This is a genomic window from Lelliottia sp. RD5 (assembly GCF_056032945.1).
On sequence record NZ_JBVYHQ010000006.1, the window covers coordinates 36577 to 53286 of the forward strand.

At 55.2% G+C, this 16710-nt stretch carries 15 protein-coding genes; 10 read left to right on the plus strand and 5 right to left on the minus strand.

Features of this window, described 5'->3' with window-relative positions; all coding sequences use genetic code 11:
- The first annotated feature begins 139 nt into the window (after nt 1–139).
- Complete coding sequence (locus tag AC0LWE_RS17360; RefSeq protein WP_202668140.1) at nt 140–1210, plus strand: patatin-like phospholipase family protein; 1071 nt, start codon at nt 140–142, stop codon at nt 1208–1210.
- Complete coding sequence (locus AC0LWE_RS17365; RefSeq protein WP_219347082.1) at nt 1207–1989, plus strand: TatD family hydrolase; 783 nt, start codon at nt 1207–1209, stop codon at nt 1987–1989. The genes AC0LWE_RS17360 and AC0LWE_RS17365 overlap by 4 nt, the downstream gene beginning before the upstream one ends.
- On the opposite strand, the gene AC0LWE_RS17370 is transcribed toward AC0LWE_RS17365, so the two are convergent.
- Nucleotides 1984–2844, minus strand: coding sequence for a YjjW family glycine radical enzyme activase (locus AC0LWE_RS17370; RefSeq protein WP_219347081.1), 861 nt, complete (start codon nt 2842–2844; stop codon nt 1984–1986). The genes AC0LWE_RS17365 and AC0LWE_RS17370 overlap by 6 nt on opposite strands.
- Nucleotides 2819–4366, minus strand: coding sequence for a YjjI family glycine radical enzyme (locus AC0LWE_RS17375; protein ID WP_219347080.1), 1548 nt, complete (start codon nt 4364–4366; stop codon nt 2819–2821). Before AC0LWE_RS17375 ends, AC0LWE_RS17370 begins: the two co-directional genes overlap by 26 nt.
- A gap of 262 nt (nt 4367–4628) precedes the next feature.
- Between AC0LWE_RS17375 and deoC the strand changes: the two genes are divergently transcribed.
- Genes deoC through deoD form a run of 4 tightly spaced genes read left to right on the plus strand, consistent with a single transcriptional unit; the run spans nt 4629 to nt 8842 of the window.
- Nucleotides 4629–5408 carry a deoxyribose-phosphate aldolase gene (deoC, locus tag AC0LWE_RS17380; protein WP_072241949.1) on the plus strand — a complete coding sequence of 260 codons (780 nt, stop codon included), beginning with the start codon at nt 4629–4631 and terminating at the stop codon, nt 5406–5408.
- Between the two features lie 57 nt (nt 5409–5465).
- Nucleotides 5466–6788 carry a thymidine phosphorylase gene (gene deoA, locus AC0LWE_RS17385; protein ID WP_219347079.1) on the plus strand — a complete coding sequence of 441 codons (1323 nt, stop codon included), beginning with the start codon at nt 5466–5468 and terminating at the stop codon, nt 6786–6788.
- 52 nt (nt 6789–6840) lie between these two features.
- Nucleotides 6841–8064, plus strand: a complete 1224-nt coding sequence (deoB, locus tag AC0LWE_RS17390) for a phosphopentomutase (RefSeq protein WP_219347722.1) — start codon at nt 6841–6843, stop codon at nt 8062–8064.
- Between the two features lie 55 nt (nt 8065–8119).
- Nucleotides 8120–8842 carry a purine-nucleoside phosphorylase gene (deoD, locus tag AC0LWE_RS17395; protein WP_012015954.1) on the plus strand — a complete coding sequence of 241 codons (723 nt, stop codon included), beginning with the start codon at nt 8120–8122 and terminating at the stop codon, nt 8840–8842.
- A 141-nt stretch (nt 8843–8983) separates the two neighbouring features.
- Here the strand turns inward: deoD and lplA are convergent, their stop codons facing one another.
- The gene (gene lplA / locus AC0LWE_RS17400; RefSeq protein WP_219347078.1) at nt 8984–10000 is read right to left on the minus strand and encodes a lipoate--protein ligase LplA; all 1017 of its coding nucleotides are present in this window, start codon (nt 9998–10000) and stop codon (nt 8984–8986) included.
- A gap of 39 nt (nt 10001–10039) precedes the next feature.
- Entirely contained in the window at nt 10040–10684 is a 645-nt protein-coding gene (locus tag AC0LWE_RS17405) for a YtjB family periplasmic protein (protein ID WP_012015956.1), read from the minus strand.
- A gap of 117 nt (nt 10685–10801) precedes the next feature.
- Here AC0LWE_RS17405 and serB point away from each other — a divergent pair, with 117 nt between their 5' ends.
- From serB to nadR, 3 genes are all read left to right on the plus strand, one after another.
- Nucleotides 10802–11770 carry a phosphoserine phosphatase gene (gene serB, locus AC0LWE_RS17410; protein ID WP_059180195.1) on the plus strand — a complete coding sequence of 323 codons (969 nt, stop codon included), beginning with the start codon at nt 10802–10804 and terminating at the stop codon, nt 11768–11770.
- A gap of 11 nt (nt 11771–11781) precedes the next feature.
- Nucleotides 11782–13167 carry a DNA repair protein RadA gene (gene radA / locus AC0LWE_RS17415; RefSeq protein ID WP_131487351.1) on the plus strand — a complete coding sequence of 462 codons (1386 nt, stop codon included), beginning with the start codon at nt 11782–11784 and terminating at the stop codon, nt 13165–13167.
- Between the two features lie 67 nt (nt 13168–13234).
- Nucleotides 13235–14467, plus strand: a complete 1233-nt coding sequence (gene nadR / locus AC0LWE_RS17420; protein ID WP_174342612.1) for a multifunctional transcriptional regulator/nicotinamide-nucleotide adenylyltransferase/ribosylnicotinamide kinase NadR — start codon at nt 13235–13237, stop codon at nt 14465–14467.
- Nucleotides 14468–14648: 181 nt separating this feature from the next.
- On the opposite strand, the gene AC0LWE_RS17425 is transcribed toward nadR, so the two are convergent.
- The gene (locus tag AC0LWE_RS17425; protein WP_202668146.1) at nt 14649–15650 is read right to left on the minus strand and encodes a zinc-binding alcohol dehydrogenase family protein; all 1002 of its coding nucleotides are present in this window, start codon (nt 15648–15650) and stop codon (nt 14649–14651) included.
- A gap of 106 nt (nt 15651–15756) precedes the next feature.
- On the opposite strand from AC0LWE_RS17425, the gene AC0LWE_RS17430 reads away from it, so the two are divergent.
- The gene (locus AC0LWE_RS17430) at nt 15757–16656 is read left to right on the plus strand and encodes a LysR family transcriptional regulator (RefSeq protein ID WP_131487353.1); all 900 of its coding nucleotides are present in this window, start codon (nt 15757–15759) and stop codon (nt 16654–16656) included.
- Nucleotides 16657–16710 lie beyond the last annotated feature (54 nt).

Below are 16710 nucleotides of genomic sequence, written 5' to 3' on the forward strand. Positions count from 1 at the left end.
ACAAGCCCGTCGATACGCGAAGCGACATCGACACTCACATCCAAAGCCAGTCCTTGTGACTGGCTTTTTCTGGTTTGAGTAAGGGGTATAGAATGCGCTACTGTGTCCTTACGATAAAAATCAGAACAGGAATGCAGCAGTGGGGCAGAGAATTCCCGTTACGCTTGGCAATATTGCGCCGTTAGCGTTAAAACCCTTTCGTCCCGGTCAGCTCGCGATAGTGTGTGAAGGCGGTGGGCAGCGGGGCATCTTCACAGCTGGCGTGCTGGATGAGTTCATGCGCGCGCAATTTAACCCGTTCGATCAATTTTTCGGGACGTCCGCCGGCGCGCAGAATCTTTCCGCCTACGTCTGCAACCAACCTGGTTACGCCCGCAAAGTGATCATGCGCTACACCACTTCACGCGATTTTTTTAATCCGATTCGCTTTGTCCGCGGCGGCAACCTTATCGATCTCGACTGGCTGTTAGATGCCACTTCCAGCAAGATGCCGCTGGCGATGGATACTGCTGCGCGCCTGTTCGATACGGGCAAAGAGTTTTGGATGTGCGCCAGCCGGGGCGACGACTACACGCCGGGCTATTTCTCGCCGCAAAAGGAGAACTGGCTGGATATTATTCGTGCCTCCAGCGCGATTCCCGGCTTTTACCGTACTGCCGCGGCGCTGGATGGTATTCATTATCTTGATGGCGGGATCAGCGATGCGGTCCCGGTTCAGGAAGCCGCCCGTCGCGGCGCGAAAACGATCGTCGTGATCCGCACCGTGCCGTCGCAGATGTACTACACCCCGCAGTGGTTTAAACGGATGGAGCGCTGGCTGGGCGACAGCAGCCTGCAGTCGCTGGTGAACATTGCGCATCAGCATGAATCCAGTTACAGCGCGATGCAGCGTTTTATCGAGAAACCGCCCGGCAAGCTGCGGATTTTTGAGATCTATCCGCCAAAACCGCTCCTGAGTATGGCGCTGGGCAGCCGTCTGCCATCCCTTCGCGATGATTACAAAACAGGGCGACTTTGCGGGCGCTATTTCCTGGCAACGGTCGGGAAAATGCTGGCTGAGCAACCCCCGATACGGCGCCATAAACGGATCATCACGCCGCCAACCTTAGTGGTTCCGCCTGCTGCTGTCGCGAATGATGTTGTGGCAACGCCGCTGATTGACGCTCCACATGCTAACGACACAACGTTCGATAACGAGGATCTGGCGTGACTTTCCGCTTTGTTGATACCCATTGCCACTTTGATTTTCCACCGTTTACCGGTGATGAAGCGCAAAGTATTCAGCAAGCCGCGGGCGCAGGTGTTCAGGCGATAATCGTCCCGGCGATCGAAGCTGCACATTTCGATCGGGTACTCGATCTGGCCAGAATGCACACGGCGCTGTACGCCGCGTTGGGTCTGCATCCGATTGTGATCGAAAAGCATCTGGACGCACATATTGATGTGCTTGACGACAAACTGCGATCCGGGAGCGAGAAACTGGTGGCGATAGGGGAGATCGGCCTGGATCTGTACCGTGACGATCCGCAGTTTGAACGCCAGCAGACGATCCTGGATGCCCAGCTGAAACTGGCCAAACGGCATGATTTACCGGTGATTCTGCATTCGCGGCGCACCCACGATAAGCTGGCGATGCACCTCAAACGCCACGATCTCCCGCGAACCGGCGTGGTGCATGGGTTCGCCGGAAGCCTTCAGCAGGCACAGCGTTTTATTGCACTGGGTTATAAAATCGGTGTGGGCGGGACGATCACCTACCCGCGTGCCAGTAAAACCCGTGATGTGATGACGCAACTGCCGCTTTCATCGTTGCTTCTGGAAACTGACGCGCCGGATATGCCCCTCAATGGTTTTCAGGGAGAACCTAACCGTCCGGAGCAGGCCGCGCGCGTCTTTACGACATTATGCGATCTCCGCAACGAGCCAGCAGACGTTATCGCTGATGCGCTGTTACGCAATACTCACGATCTCTTTGGGATCACTCTATAAATAGAGCGCTGGGCGGATCACCGTGATCCGATGCTTTTCTAATGCCAGCGCCAGCGGTTCCACATCGTCCGCCGTGGCGCTACGCCACGATGCCGCTTCGCCATACACGCCGTGTGCATGAAACGCGTTGATTCGCACCGGGACAGAACCCAGCGATCGGATAAAGGCCGTCAAAGCACCCAGATGTTCCAGATAATCACAACGATCGGGGATTACCAGCAGACGTAGCTCGGTTAATCGCTGGTGTTGAGCCAGCCAGCGGAGGCTGTGTTTGATCTGCGGATTCTCGCGCCCGGTCAGAAAACGATGATGCTCATTGTTCCAGGCTTTCAGATCCAGCATCGCGCCATCAAAAACCGGAAGCAGTTTTTGCCAGCCGGTTTCACTCAGCAAACCGTTGCTGTCGACCAGACAGGTGAGATGCTTCAGCGAGGCGTCGGCTTTGACGGCGCTAAACAGCGCCACCAAAAACGGCAGTTGAGTCGTCGCTTCCCCGCCGCTGACGGTGATCCCTTCGATAAAGGGCGCGACTTTACGGATTTGCCCCATCACGTCCTCAACGCTTAAGCGCTGCGCCATGGGCGTGGCCTGCTGCGGACACACGTGTAAACAGGTATCACATTTCTGGCAGTCGCTCTCCTGCCACCAGACCCGTCCGGCCTGAATGTTCAGCGCATCGTGCGGGCAATGGAGGACGCAGTCACCGCAGTCATTGCAGCGGCCTATCGTCCACGGGTTGTGGCAGGTTTTGCAGCGCAGGTTGCAGCCCTGCAGGAACAGAGCCAGGCGGCTGCCCGGCCCATCCACGCAGGAGAAGGGAATAACCTGACTAACTAAAGCGCATCTGCTGTTCATGGCTTATCACGCGTGGCTGACGTTCAAGGATACGGGTATTGCGCGCGGCCTCTTCGCCAAGCCAGGTGGTATTGGTGCGTGAACCTTCGGCGCGATATTTTTCCAGATCCGACAGACGCACCATATAGCCCGTGACGCGCACCAGATCGTTTCCGGCAACGTTAGCGGTGAACTCGCGCATTCCGGCATTAAACGCGCCGAGACACAGCTGAACAACCGCCTGCGGGTTACGTTTGATGGTTTCGTCCAGCGTCAAAATATCGCTGATCCCGGAAGGATAGTGTTTATGATGCGGCGCGACGGCGAGCAAATGGCTGATCGGATCGGGCTCATCGCCGTACGGCAATCGTGCCCCCGGCGTGGTGCCGGAATCAGAGCTGATGCCAGACTGGGCGTGCAGCATGGCGCGCTGCTTCCAGCCATGTTTTACCGGCGTATTCTCGACAAAGTGGGCAAGCTGTTCGCTGATGCGATAGCCCAGCGCATTGGCTTGCTCATCTTTCCCGTAACGGCCAGGGTGGCCCGATTTCTCGCACAGCACATTTACCGCTTCTGCCAGACTGTACATGCCAAACATCGGCACAAAACGATCGGCATCAATCAGCCCCTCTTTCACCAGGAAGCTATTCTCAAAGAAGCCGGATTGCTGATACAGGAAATCACAGCGGGCATCGATGATGGCGATCTGCTGCTGGCAGTAATGCGGCAGCGTGCGGTCGAAGAAATCCTCTGTGGACTCGCTGTGCTCGGCGATGGCTTTCAGATTCAGACGTACCAGGGTGCTGCCACCGCCGGCCAACGGCAGCGAGTTGTAGCAACTCACGACGCCAAAACGACCTTTTGTGAAAATTCTATCATTCATCGGACCATTAGAAATATGCGGTTTACTGCACTCACAAATATTTTTCGCGACTTCAAGTAGCAGATCGTCGGGCGTAATTTTCGGATCATAAATAAAGGTAAGATTCGGTGCAACCTGCTTCAGGTCTGCATCTGTGCGTAAAATGGCGCGTGCCACAGGCGAATCTTCCGGACCGATATTGGCATGCATAAAGGCGTCAGGCAGCGTTCTGTCCAGGTAACGCCAGAAGCGTTTTATTCTGCTTTCGATTTCTTCTTGTGTTAGAATTCTAACATAAGGTTGTAGCAGTGCATCGAGATGGCCCAGAAACACCGGCATCGATGTGACGGAAGGAACATGGTGATAAAGAATGGTTAGCAGCGAAAGCGCGTCATCAAGATCCTTTGCGCCTTCGAGCTCCAGCCATTCTGACCCGTTCGCCAGAAATTTGGCGTAATCAGGCAGAACGTAGCGCGGTTTGAAAGGCGCATGGCCTTCAAACATGTCGCAGATAAACCCGTCATCCAGCGCTGAACGCGCCGCGGGTGGCAGACCGGGATAGGGCAGATTGTTTTCCGCTTCCAGCGCCAGAAAATGGCGTTTTTGCTCAGGCGTCAGTACCGGGCTTGTCACAATTTGCTGGCAACGTTGTTGCATAGCATCGAGACCGGAGGTGGACATAGTCGCTTCCTTATTATTCTGCGGATGATGGGCCGATTGTAGGAAGTCATTACGCTGAAGCTATTGATCAGAAGCGGGTGATTGCTGCTTTAGTCAGCAGATTCAGGACTGAAATTTGAAGTAGATCTCATTACAGTAATGCAAATTTGTATGCAGTTTTCATTAACTGTGATGAATGTCGAAGTGTGAGTGCGGGTGAATGTTAGAATACTCACATACCCGCAAGGTGAAAAATTATACGGCGATGCCGTTGGAGATTGTTATGACTGATTTAACCGCAAGCAGCCTGCGCGCGTTGAAACTGATGGACCTGACTACCCTGAACGATGACGACACGAATGAGAAAGTGATCGCGCTGTGTCATCAGGCGAAAACGCCAGTGGGCAATACCGCCGCTGTCTGCATTTACCCACGTTTTATCCCCATTGCGCGTAAAACGCTGAACGCGCAGGGCACGCCTGAAGTGCGCATCGCGACCGTAACCAACTTCCCACATGGCAATGACGATATCGATATCGCGCTGGCAGAAACACGCGCAGCGATTGCTTACGGTGCGGATGAAGTTGACGTGGTGTTCCCTTACCGTGCGCTGATCGCAGGTAACGAGCAGGTCGGTTTTGATCTGGTGAAAGCCTGTAAAGACGCCTGTGCGGCGGCAAACGTTCTGCTGAAAGTGATCATCGAAACCGGTGAACTGAAAGAAGAAGCGTTGATTCGTAAAGCGTCTGAAATCTCTATCAAAGCCGGTGCAGATTTCATCAAAACGTCCACCGGTAAAGTACCGGTCAACGCCACGCCAGAAAGCGCACGCATCATGATGGAAGTGATTCGCGATATGGGCGTGTCTAAAACCGTTGGCTTTAAACCTGCGGGCGGCGTTCGCACTGCCGAAGACGCGCAGCAGTTCCTGGCGATCGCTGACGATCTGTTCGGCGCAGACTGGGCCGATTCACGCCACTATCGTTTTGGCGCTTCCAGCCTGCTGGCTAGCCTGTTGAAAACGCTGGGTCACGGCGACGGTAAGAGCGCAAGCGGCTACTAATATTACTCCTGCGGCGATAGTGTTTCGCCGCATTTAACCTGATTCCTGGGGGCTACTTTGTTTCTCGCACAAGAAATTATTCGTAAAAAACGTGATGGTCATGCATTAAGCGACGAAGAAATCCGTTTCTTTATTAACGGTATTCGCGACAACACCATCTCTGAAGGGCAAATTGCTGCCCTGGCGATGACCATCTTTTTCCACGATATGTCGATGCCGGAACGTGTATCGCTGACCATGGCGATGCGGGATTCAGGTAGCGTTCTGGACTGGAAAAGCCTCAATCTTAACGGCCCGATCGTGGACAAGCACTCCACGGGCGGCGTAGGGGATGTCACCTCTCTGATGCTTGGCCCAATGATCGCCGCATGCGGCGGCTACATCCCAATGATCTCCGGGCGCGGCCTGGGTCACACGGGCGGTACGCTCGACAAACTGGAAGCCATTCCGGGTTTCGATATCTTTCCGAACGACACGCGTTTTCGCGAAATTATTAAAGACGTTGGTGTGGCGATTATCGGCCAGACCAGCTCTCTGGCTCCGGCGGATAAGCGTTTTTACGCGACCCGCGACATCACCGCGACGGTTGATTCCATCCCGCTGATCACGGCTTCTATCCTGGCCAAAAAACTGGCCGAAGGGCTGGATGCGCTGGTGATGGACGTGAAAGTGGGCAGCGGTGCATTTATGCCGACATTTGAGCTCTCTGCGGCACTGGCTGAAGCGATCGTTGGCGTTTCCAACGGCGCGGGTGTGCGCACCACGGCATTGCTGACGGACATGAATCAGGTGCTGGCCTCGAGCGCCGGTAACGCGGTTGAAGTCCGCGAGGCGGTGCAGTTCCTGACGGGCGAATACCGTAACCCGCGTCTGTTCGACGTCACCATGGCGCTGTGCGTTGAAATGCTGATTTCCGGCAAGCTGGCCAAAGACGACACCGAAGCGCGTGCCAAATTGCAAGCTGTGCTGGATAACGGTAAAGCGGCAGAGATCTTTGGCCGTATGGTTGCGGCGCAAAAAGGCCCGAACGATTTCGTTGAGAACTATGCGAAATACCTGCCAACCGCCATGCTCAGCAAAGCGGTGTATGCCGATACAGAAGGCTTTGTCAGTGCAATGGATACCCGTGCGCTGGGCATGGCAGTGGTCTCGATGGGCGGCGGTCGTCGTCAGGCGTCGGACACTATTGATTACAGCGTTGGCTTTACTGATATGGCGCGTCTGGGCGACAGCGTTGACGGGCAGCGTCCGCTAGCCGTTATCCATGCGAAAGACGAAAACAGCTGGCAGGAAGCGGCGAAAGCGGTGAAAGCGGCCATTACGCTTGATGACAAAGCGCCAGAAAGCACACCAACGGTCTATCGTCGTATCACCGATTAGTCGTATACTGATCTGATCGAATTTTTATGAAGCACTGAGTACGGAGAATATGATGAAACGTGCATTTATTATGGTGCTGGACTCATTCGGCATCGGCGCTACAGAAGATGCGGATCGCTTTGGTGACGTAGGTTCTGACACCATGGGTCACATCGCAGAAGCCTGTGCAAAAGGTGAAGCGGATATCGGCCGTCAAGGCCCGTTGAAATTGCCGAACCTGACGCGTCTGGGTCTGGTGAAAGCGCATGAAGGTTCTACCGGTAAAGTGGCCGCGGGTATGGATGCGAACGCGGAAGTGGTTGGCGCATACGCCTGGGCTCACGAGCTCTCTTCCGGGAAAGATACCCCGTCAGGTCACTGGGAAATCGCTGGCGTGCCGGTGCTGTTTGATTGGGGTTATTTCTCCGATCACGAGAACAGCTTCCCGCAGAAATTGCTGGATAAGCTGGTTGAGCGCGGCAATCTGCCGGGTTACCTCGGTAACTGCCACTCATCAGGTACGGTAATTCTGGATCAGCTCGGCGAAGAACATATGAAAACCGGCAAGCCGATTTTCTATACCTCTGCTGACTCGGTGTTCCAGATTGCCTGTCACGAAGAGACTTTCGGTCTCGATCGACTGTATGAGCTGTGCGAAATCGCGCGTGAAGAGCTGACCGAAGGCGGCTACAACATTGGCCGCGTTATCGCACGTCCGTTTATCGGCAACAAGCCGGGTGAATTCCAGCGTACCGGTAACCGTCACGATCTGGCCGTTGAACCGCCAGCCGCGACTGTACTGCAGAAACTGGTTGATGAGAAAGATGGCCAGGTGGTTTCCGTGGGTAAAATCGCGGACATCTACGCTAACTGTGGTATCACCAAAAAAGTGAAAGCCACCGGTCTGGATGCGCTGTTTGACGCGACCGTTAAAGAGATGAAAGACGCGGGTGATAAGACAATCGTCTTCACCAACTTCGTGGACTTCGACTCTTCCTGGGGCCACCGTCGTGATATCGCCGGTTACGCTGCTGGGCTTGAGCTGTTCGACCGCCGTCTGCCTGAGCTGATGGAGCTGGTGGGAGAAGATGACATTCTGATCCTGACTGCTGACCACGGCTGCGACCCAAGCTGGACCGGCACTGACCATACCCGCGAGCACATTCCGGTACTGGTTTACGGCCCAAAAGTGAAACCCGGTTCTCTCGGCCACCGCGAAACCTTCGCCGATATCGGACAGACCATTGCCAGCTACTTCGGCACGTCACCGATGGACTACGGTAAAAACATGCTGTGATGATTTGGGCGGGAGATTCCCGCCCTTCGTACATTTTATTGAAAAGGATAAAACGATGGCTACCCCACATATTAATGCAGAAATGGGCGATTTCGCGGATGTAGTGCTGATGCCTGGCGATCCGCTGCGCGCTAAGCACATTGCTGAAACTTTCCTCGAAGACGTACGCGAAGTGAATAACGTGCGTGGCATGCTGGGCTTCACCGGGACGTACAAAGGCCGCAAAATCTCCGTAATGGGTCACGGCATGGGTATCCCGTCTTGCTCCATTTACACCAAAGAGCTGATCACCGATTTCGGCGTGAAGAAAATCATTCGCGTGGGTTCTTGCGGTGCTGTGCGCATGGACGTGAAACTGCGTGACGTGGTTATTGGCATGGGTGCATGCACCGATTCCAAAGTGAACCGTATGCGTTTTAAAGATCACGACTTTGCTGCTATTGCTGACTTCGGTATGGTGCGTAACGCGGTAGACGCTGCAAAAGCGCTGGGCGTTGACGCGCGCGTCGGTAACATCTTCTCAGCTGACCTGTTCTACTCCCCGGACGGCGGCGAAATGTTCGACGTGATGGAAAAGTACGGCATCCTGGGCGTGGAAATGGAAGCGGCTGGCATCTACGGTGTTGCGGCTGAGTTTGGTGCAAAAGCGCTGACCATCTGTACCGTATCTGACCACATCCGCACGCATGAGCAGACTTCTGCTGCTGAGCGTCAGACCACCTTCAACGACATGATCAAAATCGCGCTGGAATCCGTTCTGCTGGGCGATAAAGAGTAAGTCTCTCTTTCCTCCTCTCCGTGTGAGAGGATAAAAAGTAAGCCTCTCTTTCTTCCTCTCCCTGTTGGAGGATAAAGAGTAAACCTCTTTCCTCCCTCTCCCTGTGGGAGAGGGTTGGGGTGAGGGCATCAGACCGCACGGTTATTTGACCGCGTTAGCAATCCATGCCGACAGTTCTCTCAGCTCCGTTTCCTGCTCCGGGAAATCCACCAACAGCGCATCACACTCCTGTTGCAGCCTATCTGCGCGATACAGACAGCCCTGCAAACGTGCCGCCAGTGCCTCCAGCGGTGCCGGATTCAGACTATCGGTAAACACCTGCGTACGCGTGATATGGCCTCTCTCAACGTCGAAGTGCAGCTCCACGCCGCCCCAGGTGAATCGCTCGTCCAGTAAATGCGAAAAAGCAGGCGCCTGACCAAAATTCCATTCCCAACTGCTCTGACGGGCAAACGTCTCGGCAAAATTCGGCAGATCGGGCGTTTTATCCGGCGAGATAATTTCGGCCTCCACGTGCTCGCCGTAGTGTTCAAAGAACGCTTCGCGTATGGCATCGCAGATCTGTTCGTGAGTGATGCCCGGCATTAACTCCACCAGATTCGCCACGCGACCCCGCACAGACGTAATCCCCTTAGCCTGTAGCTTTTTCTTATCAGGATTGAGGTAATTGACCAGACGGCTCAAGTCAGCATTGAGCAACAGCGTCCCGTGGTGAAATCCGCGATCTTTGGTTTCGCGATAAGCCGAGCCAGACACTTTTCGATCGCCTTCGCGGGTTTTCACCACCAGATCGTTGCGTCCGGAGGCTTCTGCATTGACGCCGAGTGAGTTCAGGGCTTTCAACACAATGGCCGTGGAGATAGTTTTATCGTACTCCGGTTTTCCGGCCATAAAGGTAAAACAGGTGTTGCCGAGATCGTGGAACACCGCGCCGCCACCGCTGCTACGACGGGCGAGGCGAACGTTATCCTCTTCCATACGTCGCGTATTACACTCTTTCCACGGGTTCTGCGCCCGCCCAATCACCACCGTGTCGGCGTTGCGCCACAGGAATAACACGCGTTGGGTGGCAGGCATCTGGCAGAAAATGCACTCTTCCACCGCGAGATTAAACCAGGGATCGTAAGAGTCAGAGATAAGCAGGCGTAACGTCGTCATGGCAGATTTCCTTTTCCGAATCGTTTGCCTACTTTACCATTAATCTTTCTTCTCGCTCTCTTCCTCTTCCGGCACCGATTTGCTGGCGGTGAGCAGGAACGGCGATTGCTGCCAGCGGGTGCGTTTGCCCTGCAACAGCGTGCGCGTCAGTACCACGCCGATCGCCAGCGAAAGCAGCAGCATCAGGCGTAATATATTGGTGGTGTTATCGACCTGTTTGGCCTCGGTCGCCAGCGTGTGAGTATCCAGCGTCAGGCGTAAATAGCCGAGGGGACCATTTTTGCCCTGAATGGGTTCGACAATTTGTTGGTTAAAGTAGCCGCCCGCTTTTTTGCCGTCGAGCGCCAGACGGTCGCGAACGTCAACGTGCTCGCCCGTGCGCGCAATTAACGCGCCTTGCTCGTCGTACACGCCTGCATCCAGAATTCGGCTATTTTCCGTAATCTGGCGCAGCACCTGGCTGATGCGTTTATCGTCCGGCGTTTCGGTGCGCATCGCGGGCGCGATAGTGATCGTGACCTGGCGTGCCAGCGTTCGGGCCAACTCTTCGAGCTGCGGATTACGCTGTCGCTGGTGATTCTGGCTAAACCAGGACGCCCCTTGCATCAGTGCTACCAGCAGTGCGAGACATGAAAGAACAATCACTGCACGATGAAGCCGGAATTTCAGTTTTGCGCGAGCCATATTCCACCTGCTGAAAATTTACCGCTTAATGTTGCCAGAAGTGATGGTTACAAGGTAGCCTCATGCGTTATTTTCCCCCTGGAACCTTCCGGCGCGAACCAATTTACAGGAGCTTCAATGCCAAACATTACCTGGTGCGACCTGCCTGACGATGTCTCTTTCTGGCCAGGATTGCCGCTTTCTTTAAGTGGCGATGAGGTAATGCCACTGGATTACCATGCTGGCCGTAGCGGCTGGCTGCTGTACGGGCGCGGACTGGATAAGCAACGCCTTACCCAATACCAAACGAAACTCGGTGCCGCGATGGTGATTGTGGCGGCGTGGTGTATCGAAGATTATCAGGTGCTTCGGCTGGCCGGTTCTTTGACGCAGCGCGCAACCCGTCTGGCGCATGACGCCGGGCTGGACGTCGCCCCGCTGGGCAAAATCCCACATCTGAAAACGCCTGGCCTGCTGGTGATGGACATGGATTCCACCGCTATTCAGATCGAGTGTATTGACGAGCTTGCTAAATTGGCCGGTAGCGGCGAACTGGTGGCGGAAGTGACCGAACGCGCAATGCGCGGCGAATTAGATTTTGCCGCCAGCCTGAAGCAGCGCGTCGCCACGCTGAAAGGCGCTGACGCGAATATTCTGCGCCAGGTGCGTGACGAACTGCCGCTGATGCCGGGCCTGACGCAACTGGTGCTCAAGCTCGAAACGCTGGGCTGGAAAGTGGCCATCGCATCGGGTGGATTTACGTTCTTCGCGGATTATCTGCGCGACAAGCTGCGCCTGACGACAGTGGTTGCCAACGAACTGGAGATCATGGACGGGAAACTGACCGGCCAGGTGATCGGCGATATCGTGGATGCGCAGTACAAAGCCAACACGCTGATGCGTCTGGCGGAAAAATACGAAATTCCTGTCGAGCAGACCGTGGCCATTGGCGACGGGGCGAACGATCTGCCGATGATCAAGGTGTCGGGACTTGGCATCGCTTATCATGCCAAGCCTAAAGTGAACGAAAAGACGGAAGTGACTATCCGTCATGCTGATCTGATGGGTGTGTTTTGCATCCTGTCCGGCAGCGTGAATCACAAATAAAGAGGTAAACCATGGCGAAAGCTCCAAAACGCGCATTTGTCTGTAATGAATGTGGTGCGGATTATCCGCGCTGGCAGGGGCAGTGCAGCGCCTGCCAGGCGTGGAATACCATCACTGAAGTGCGTGGTGTGGCCGCTTCGCCAACGGTCGCTCGCAACGAACGCCTGAGCGGCTACGCGGGCAATGCAGGCATTTCTAAAGTTCAGAAACTTTCTGACATTAGCCTGGACGAAGTGCCGCGCTTTTCTACCGGATTCAAAGAGTTTGATCGCGTACTGGGCGGCGGTGTCGTGCCGGGCAGTGCGATTCTGATCGGCGGGAATCCGGGGGCGGGTAAATCCACGCTACTGCTACAAACGCTTTGCAGACTCTCAGAGCAGATGAAAACCCTGTACGTCACGGGCGAAGAGTCCCTGCAGCAGGTAGCGATGCGCGCGCACCGGCTTGGTTTGCCGACCGGTAATCTCAATATGCTCTCGGAAACCAGCATCGAGCAGATCTGCATGATTGCGGAAGAAGAGCAGCCAAAGCTGATGGTGATCGACTCCATTCAGGTGATGCACATGGCGGACATCCAGTCCTCGCCGGGGAGCGTGGCCCAAGTGCGTGAAACCGCAGCCTATCTGACGCGCTTTGCCAAAACGCGCGGCGTAGCGATTGTGATGGTCGGCCATGTCACCAAAGACGGCTCGCTGGCTGGCCCGAAAGTGCTTGAGCACTGTATTGACTGTTCCGTGATGCTGGACGGCGATGCCGATTCCCGATTCCGCACGCTGCGCAGCCATAAAAACCGTTTCGGTGCGGTGAATGAGCTGGGTGTGTTTGCCATGACCGAACAGGGGCTGCGTGAAGTCAGCAACCCGTCGGCGATTTTCCTGAGCCGCGGTGAAGAAGTCACCTCCGGCAGCTCGGTAATGGTGCTGTGGGAAGGGACGCGTCCGCTGCTGGTCGAGATCCAGGCGTTGGTAGATCAGTCGATGATGGGCAATCCACGCCGCGTCGCGGTGGGTCTGGAGCAAAACCGATTAGCGATTCTGCTGGCAGTGTTGCATCGTCATGGCGGTCTGCAAATGGCGGATCAAGACGTTTTCGTGAACGTCGTCGGCGGTGTGAAAGTCACTGAAACCAGTGCCGATCTGGCGTTGCTGCTGGCAATGGTGTCCAGTCTACGCAACCGACCGTTGCCGCAGGATCTGGTGGTATTTGGTGAAGTCGGGCTGGCCGGGGAAATTCGCCCGGTTCCGAGTGGGCAGGAGCGTATTTCTGAAGCGGCTAAACACGGCTTCCGTCGTGCGATTGTCCCCGCTGCCAATGTGCCGAAAAAAGTGCCGGAAGGGATGAAGGTTTTCCCCGTCAAAAAACTCTCGGATGCACTCAGCGTCTTTGACGACTTATAATTAACCCCGTCATACTTTATTTCCCGGCTGGGTCCGGCCGGGCAAATCCATTTAGCAGGAGGCTCTTGTGTCATCATTTGACTATCTCAAAACCGCGATCCGCCAGAAAGGCTGTACTTTGCAGCAGGTGGCCGAAGCGAGCGGCATGACCAAGGGCTACTTGAGCCAGCTTCTCAATGCAAAAATAAAAAGCCCCAGCGCGCAAAAGTTGGAGGCGCTGCACCGTTTCCTCGGGCTTGAATTCCCGCGGATGCAAAAGAATATCGGCGTGGTGTTCGGCAAGTTTTACCCGCTGCATACCGGGCATATCTATTTGATTCAACGCGCCTGTAGCCAGGTCGATGAGCTTCATATCATCATGGGTTACGACGACACGCGCGACCGTGCGCTGTTTGAAGACAGCGCCATGTCACAGCAGCCGACCGTATCGGATCGTCTGCGCTGGCTGCTTCAAACCTTTAAATATCAGAAAAACATTCGTATTCATGCCTTTAACGAAGAGGGTATGGAGCCCTATCCGCACGGCTGGGATGTCTGGAGCAACGGCATCAAAGCGTTTATGGAAGAGAAGGGGATTACGCCAAACTGGATTTACACCTCTGAAGAGTCTGATGCCCCGCAGTTCCGCGAGCATTTGGGCACTGAAACGGTGCTCATCGATCCTAAGCGTACCTTCATGAATATCAGCGGCGGACAGATCCGCGAAAACCCGTTCCGCTACTGGGACTATATTCCGACGGAAGTGAAGCCGTTCTTTGTGCGCACGGTGGCGATTCTGGGCGGGGAATCGAGCGGTAAGTCGACGCTGGTGAACAAGCTCGCCAATATTTTTAACACCACCAGTGCGTGGGAATATGGGCGTGATTACGTTTTTTCGCACCTTGGCGGCGACGAGATGGCGCTCCAGTATTCCGATTACGATAAAATCGCGCTGGGACACGCGCAGTACATTGATTTCGCGGTCAAATATGCCAATAAAGTCGCGTTTGTGGACACTGATTTTGTGACGACTCAAGCGTTTTGTAAAAAGTACGAAGGGCGTGAGCATCCGTTCGTACAAGCGCTGATTGATGAGTACCGCTTTGACCTGGTGATCCTGCTGGAAAACAACACCCCGTGGGTGGCCGATGGGATGCGCAGCCTGGGCAGTTCGGTCGACAGAAAAGAGTTCCAGACCATGCTGGTAGACATGCTGCACGAAAATAACGTGGAGTTTGTGCATGTGGAAGAGTCAGATTATGACAACCGCTTCCTGCGCTGCGTTGAGCTGGTGAAAGGATTGATGGGCGAGCAGGGATAGTCCGCTCACCCAACCCTCTCCCACTGAGAGAGAGTGAAAGATACCCGAGTGTTCCCTCTCCCATTGGGAGAGGGGGAAAGACATCCCAGAGCATTCCCTGTCCCTTGAGTAGAGGGGGAAAGATATCCCTGTGCGTTCCCTCTCCTGTTGGGAGAGGGTTAGGGTGAGGGAAAAATCACGCTCAGAACGCCACCACCACTTTCCCGCGCATATGCCCGTCCAGCACTTTGCGGTGCGCTTCCGTGATGCTCTCGACGCTTAAACCGTGCAGCGTTTCGCTGAGTGAACTCTCCACCACGCCGTTATCCACCAGCTTTGCCACCTCATTTAAAATCTCGCCCTGACGCGCCATATCTGCGGTCTGATACATGCTGCGGGTGTACATAAATTCCCAGTGCAGCGCGGCGGATTTTGACTTCAGCGCGTTTTGATCCAGCGGACGATCGTTCTCCACGATGCTGCAAATATGCCCCTGCGGTGCAATCAGATCGCTCACGGCAGCCCAGTGAGCGTCGGTATCATTGAGAATGAAAATGTAATCCACGAATTTGATGTCGTGTTTCGCCAGTTCACCCTGGAGATCGCGGTAATTCACCACCCGATCCGCGCCGCGATCGTAACACCACTGCGCAGAATCGTCGCGAGATGCCGTCGCGATCACCTTAACGTTGCTGTTGTGCTTCGCAAACGGGATCGCCAGCGATCCCACACCGCCCGCCCCGCCGATGATCAGTAGCGTCTTGTCCGCACCGGCGTCCTGAATGTTCAGACGTTCAAACAAGCCTTCCCACGCGGTCAGGGCGGTTAACGGCAACGCGGCGGCTGACGCCCAGTCGAGACGGGTCGGTTTATGCCCCACAATTCGTGCGTCGATAAGCTGGTGGCTTGAGTTACTGCCTGGACGGGTGATATCCCCCGCATACCATACTTCGTCGCCGGGCTTGAATTGAGTGACGCCCGTACCGACGGCGTTGACGATCCCACTGGCATCCCATCCCAGAATACGCGGCGTTTTCAGGCCGGTTTTCGCGATACCGGCATGGACTTTTGTATCAACTGGGTTGATGGAGACCGCTTTCACTTCGACCAGCAGATCGTGTTCACCCGGTTGTGGCATGGGTTGCATGATTTCAATGAACGTTGAAGGTGCGTTCGGGTTCACGGCGATGGCTTTAACTGACATGGTGAGCTCCTCATGAATGACGTTATGTTGAGGCTAGTCTATTCAGCCACCAGACGCGTGATAAGATGGACAATCAAGAACGAAGTGTTCGCTCAGGATGAACAGTATGTTTAAACAGCTTCAGGATATGGCCCTGTTTGCGCTGGTAGCGGAGATGGGCAGCTTTACTGCCGCCGCGCGTAAAGCGGGTTTACCGAAGTCCAGCGTCAGCCAGCGCGTGAGCCAGCTTGAGCAGCAGGTGGGAATTCGGTTGCTAAATCGCACCACGCGCAAGCTCAACCTGACGTTTGCGGGCGAGCACTATCTTGTGCATTGCCGTGAGATGCTGGCGGCGAGTGAACGCGCGGAATACGCCATTCAGCGCCTGCGCGATAACCCCAGCGGGCGACTGCGCATTACCTGTCCTGCGGGGATTGGAGCAACGCTGCTGGCGCATCTGAACGCTGATTTTCAGAGGCGGTATCCTGATGTATCGCTTGAAGTCAGTATTTCTGACGATCTGCTTGATCTGGTGGAATCCGGTTTTGACGTGGCTCTGCGCACCGGTAAGCCGCAAGATTCGTCATTGATTGGCCGCATGATTGGCCACTGTCCGCGCTATATGCTCGCGTCACCTGACTATCTGGCACGCTGTGAGCCGCTGGAACACCCGCGTCAGCTCGTTGAGCATCGTTGCATCACGCACAAAGCCTGGCCGGAGTGGCTGCTGCGCCGGGAAAGCGAAGACTATCGCCATTTGCCGGATAATACCCATATCAGCGATAACCTGGTGTATGCCCGAGAAAGCGCCATCGCGGGGGCGGGGATTACGCTGTTACCGGCTTTTTTGCTGGAAGATAAACGCGAGAATGGCGCGCTGGTGCAGGTGTTACCGGACTGGAACGTTGAGGGCAATGAGCTGTGGCTGGCATATCCGAGCCGCAAGCTGAACTCTCCCGCGCTGATGAGCTATGTGGATTTTGCGATGCAGTATGACGAGGTTAAACGGTTTTATGTGAGTGGGTGAGTGTCGTTGCGGTCTGATGCCCTCACCCCGGCCCTCTCCCACAGGGAGAGGGAG

Coding starts and splice junctions, on each gene's coding strand:
- deoC (WP_072241949.1), top strand. CDS start 4,629: ATGACTGATTTAACCGCAAGCAGCCTGCGCGCGTTGAAACTGATGGAC.
- AC0LWE_RS17430 (WP_131487353.1), top strand. CDS start 15,757: ATGTTTAAACAGCTTCAGGATATGGCCCTGTTTGCGCTGGTAGCGGAG.
- AC0LWE_RS17425 (WP_202668146.1), bottom strand. CDS start 15,650: ATGTCAGTTAAAGCCATCGCCGTGAACCCGAACGCACCTTCAACGTTC.
- lplA (WP_219347078.1), bottom strand. CDS start 10,000: ATGACGACGTTACGCCTGCTTATCTCTGACTCTTACGATCCCTGGTTT.
- AC0LWE_RS17375 (WP_219347080.1), bottom strand. CDS start 4,366: ATGTCCACCTCCGGTCTCGATGCTATGCAACAACGTTGCCAGCAAATT.
- deoD (WP_012015954.1), top strand. CDS start 8,120: ATGGCTACCCCACATATTAATGCAGAAATGGGCGATTTCGCGGATGTA.
- serB (WP_059180195.1), top strand. CDS start 10,802: ATGCCAAACATTACCTGGTGCGACCTGCCTGACGATGTCTCTTTCTGG.
- AC0LWE_RS17405 (WP_012015956.1), bottom strand. CDS start 10,684: ATGGCTCGCGCAAAACTGAAATTCCGGCTTCATCGTGCAGTGATTGTT.
- AC0LWE_RS17370 (WP_219347081.1), bottom strand. CDS start 2,844: ATGAACAGCAGATGCGCTTTAGTTAGTCAGGTTATTCCCTTCTCCTGC.
- deoB (WP_219347722.1), top strand. CDS start 6,841: ATGAAACGTGCATTTATTATGGTGCTGGACTCATTCGGCATCGGCGCT.
- radA (WP_131487351.1), top strand. CDS start 11,782: ATGGCGAAAGCTCCAAAACGCGCATTTGTCTGTAATGAATGTGGTGCG.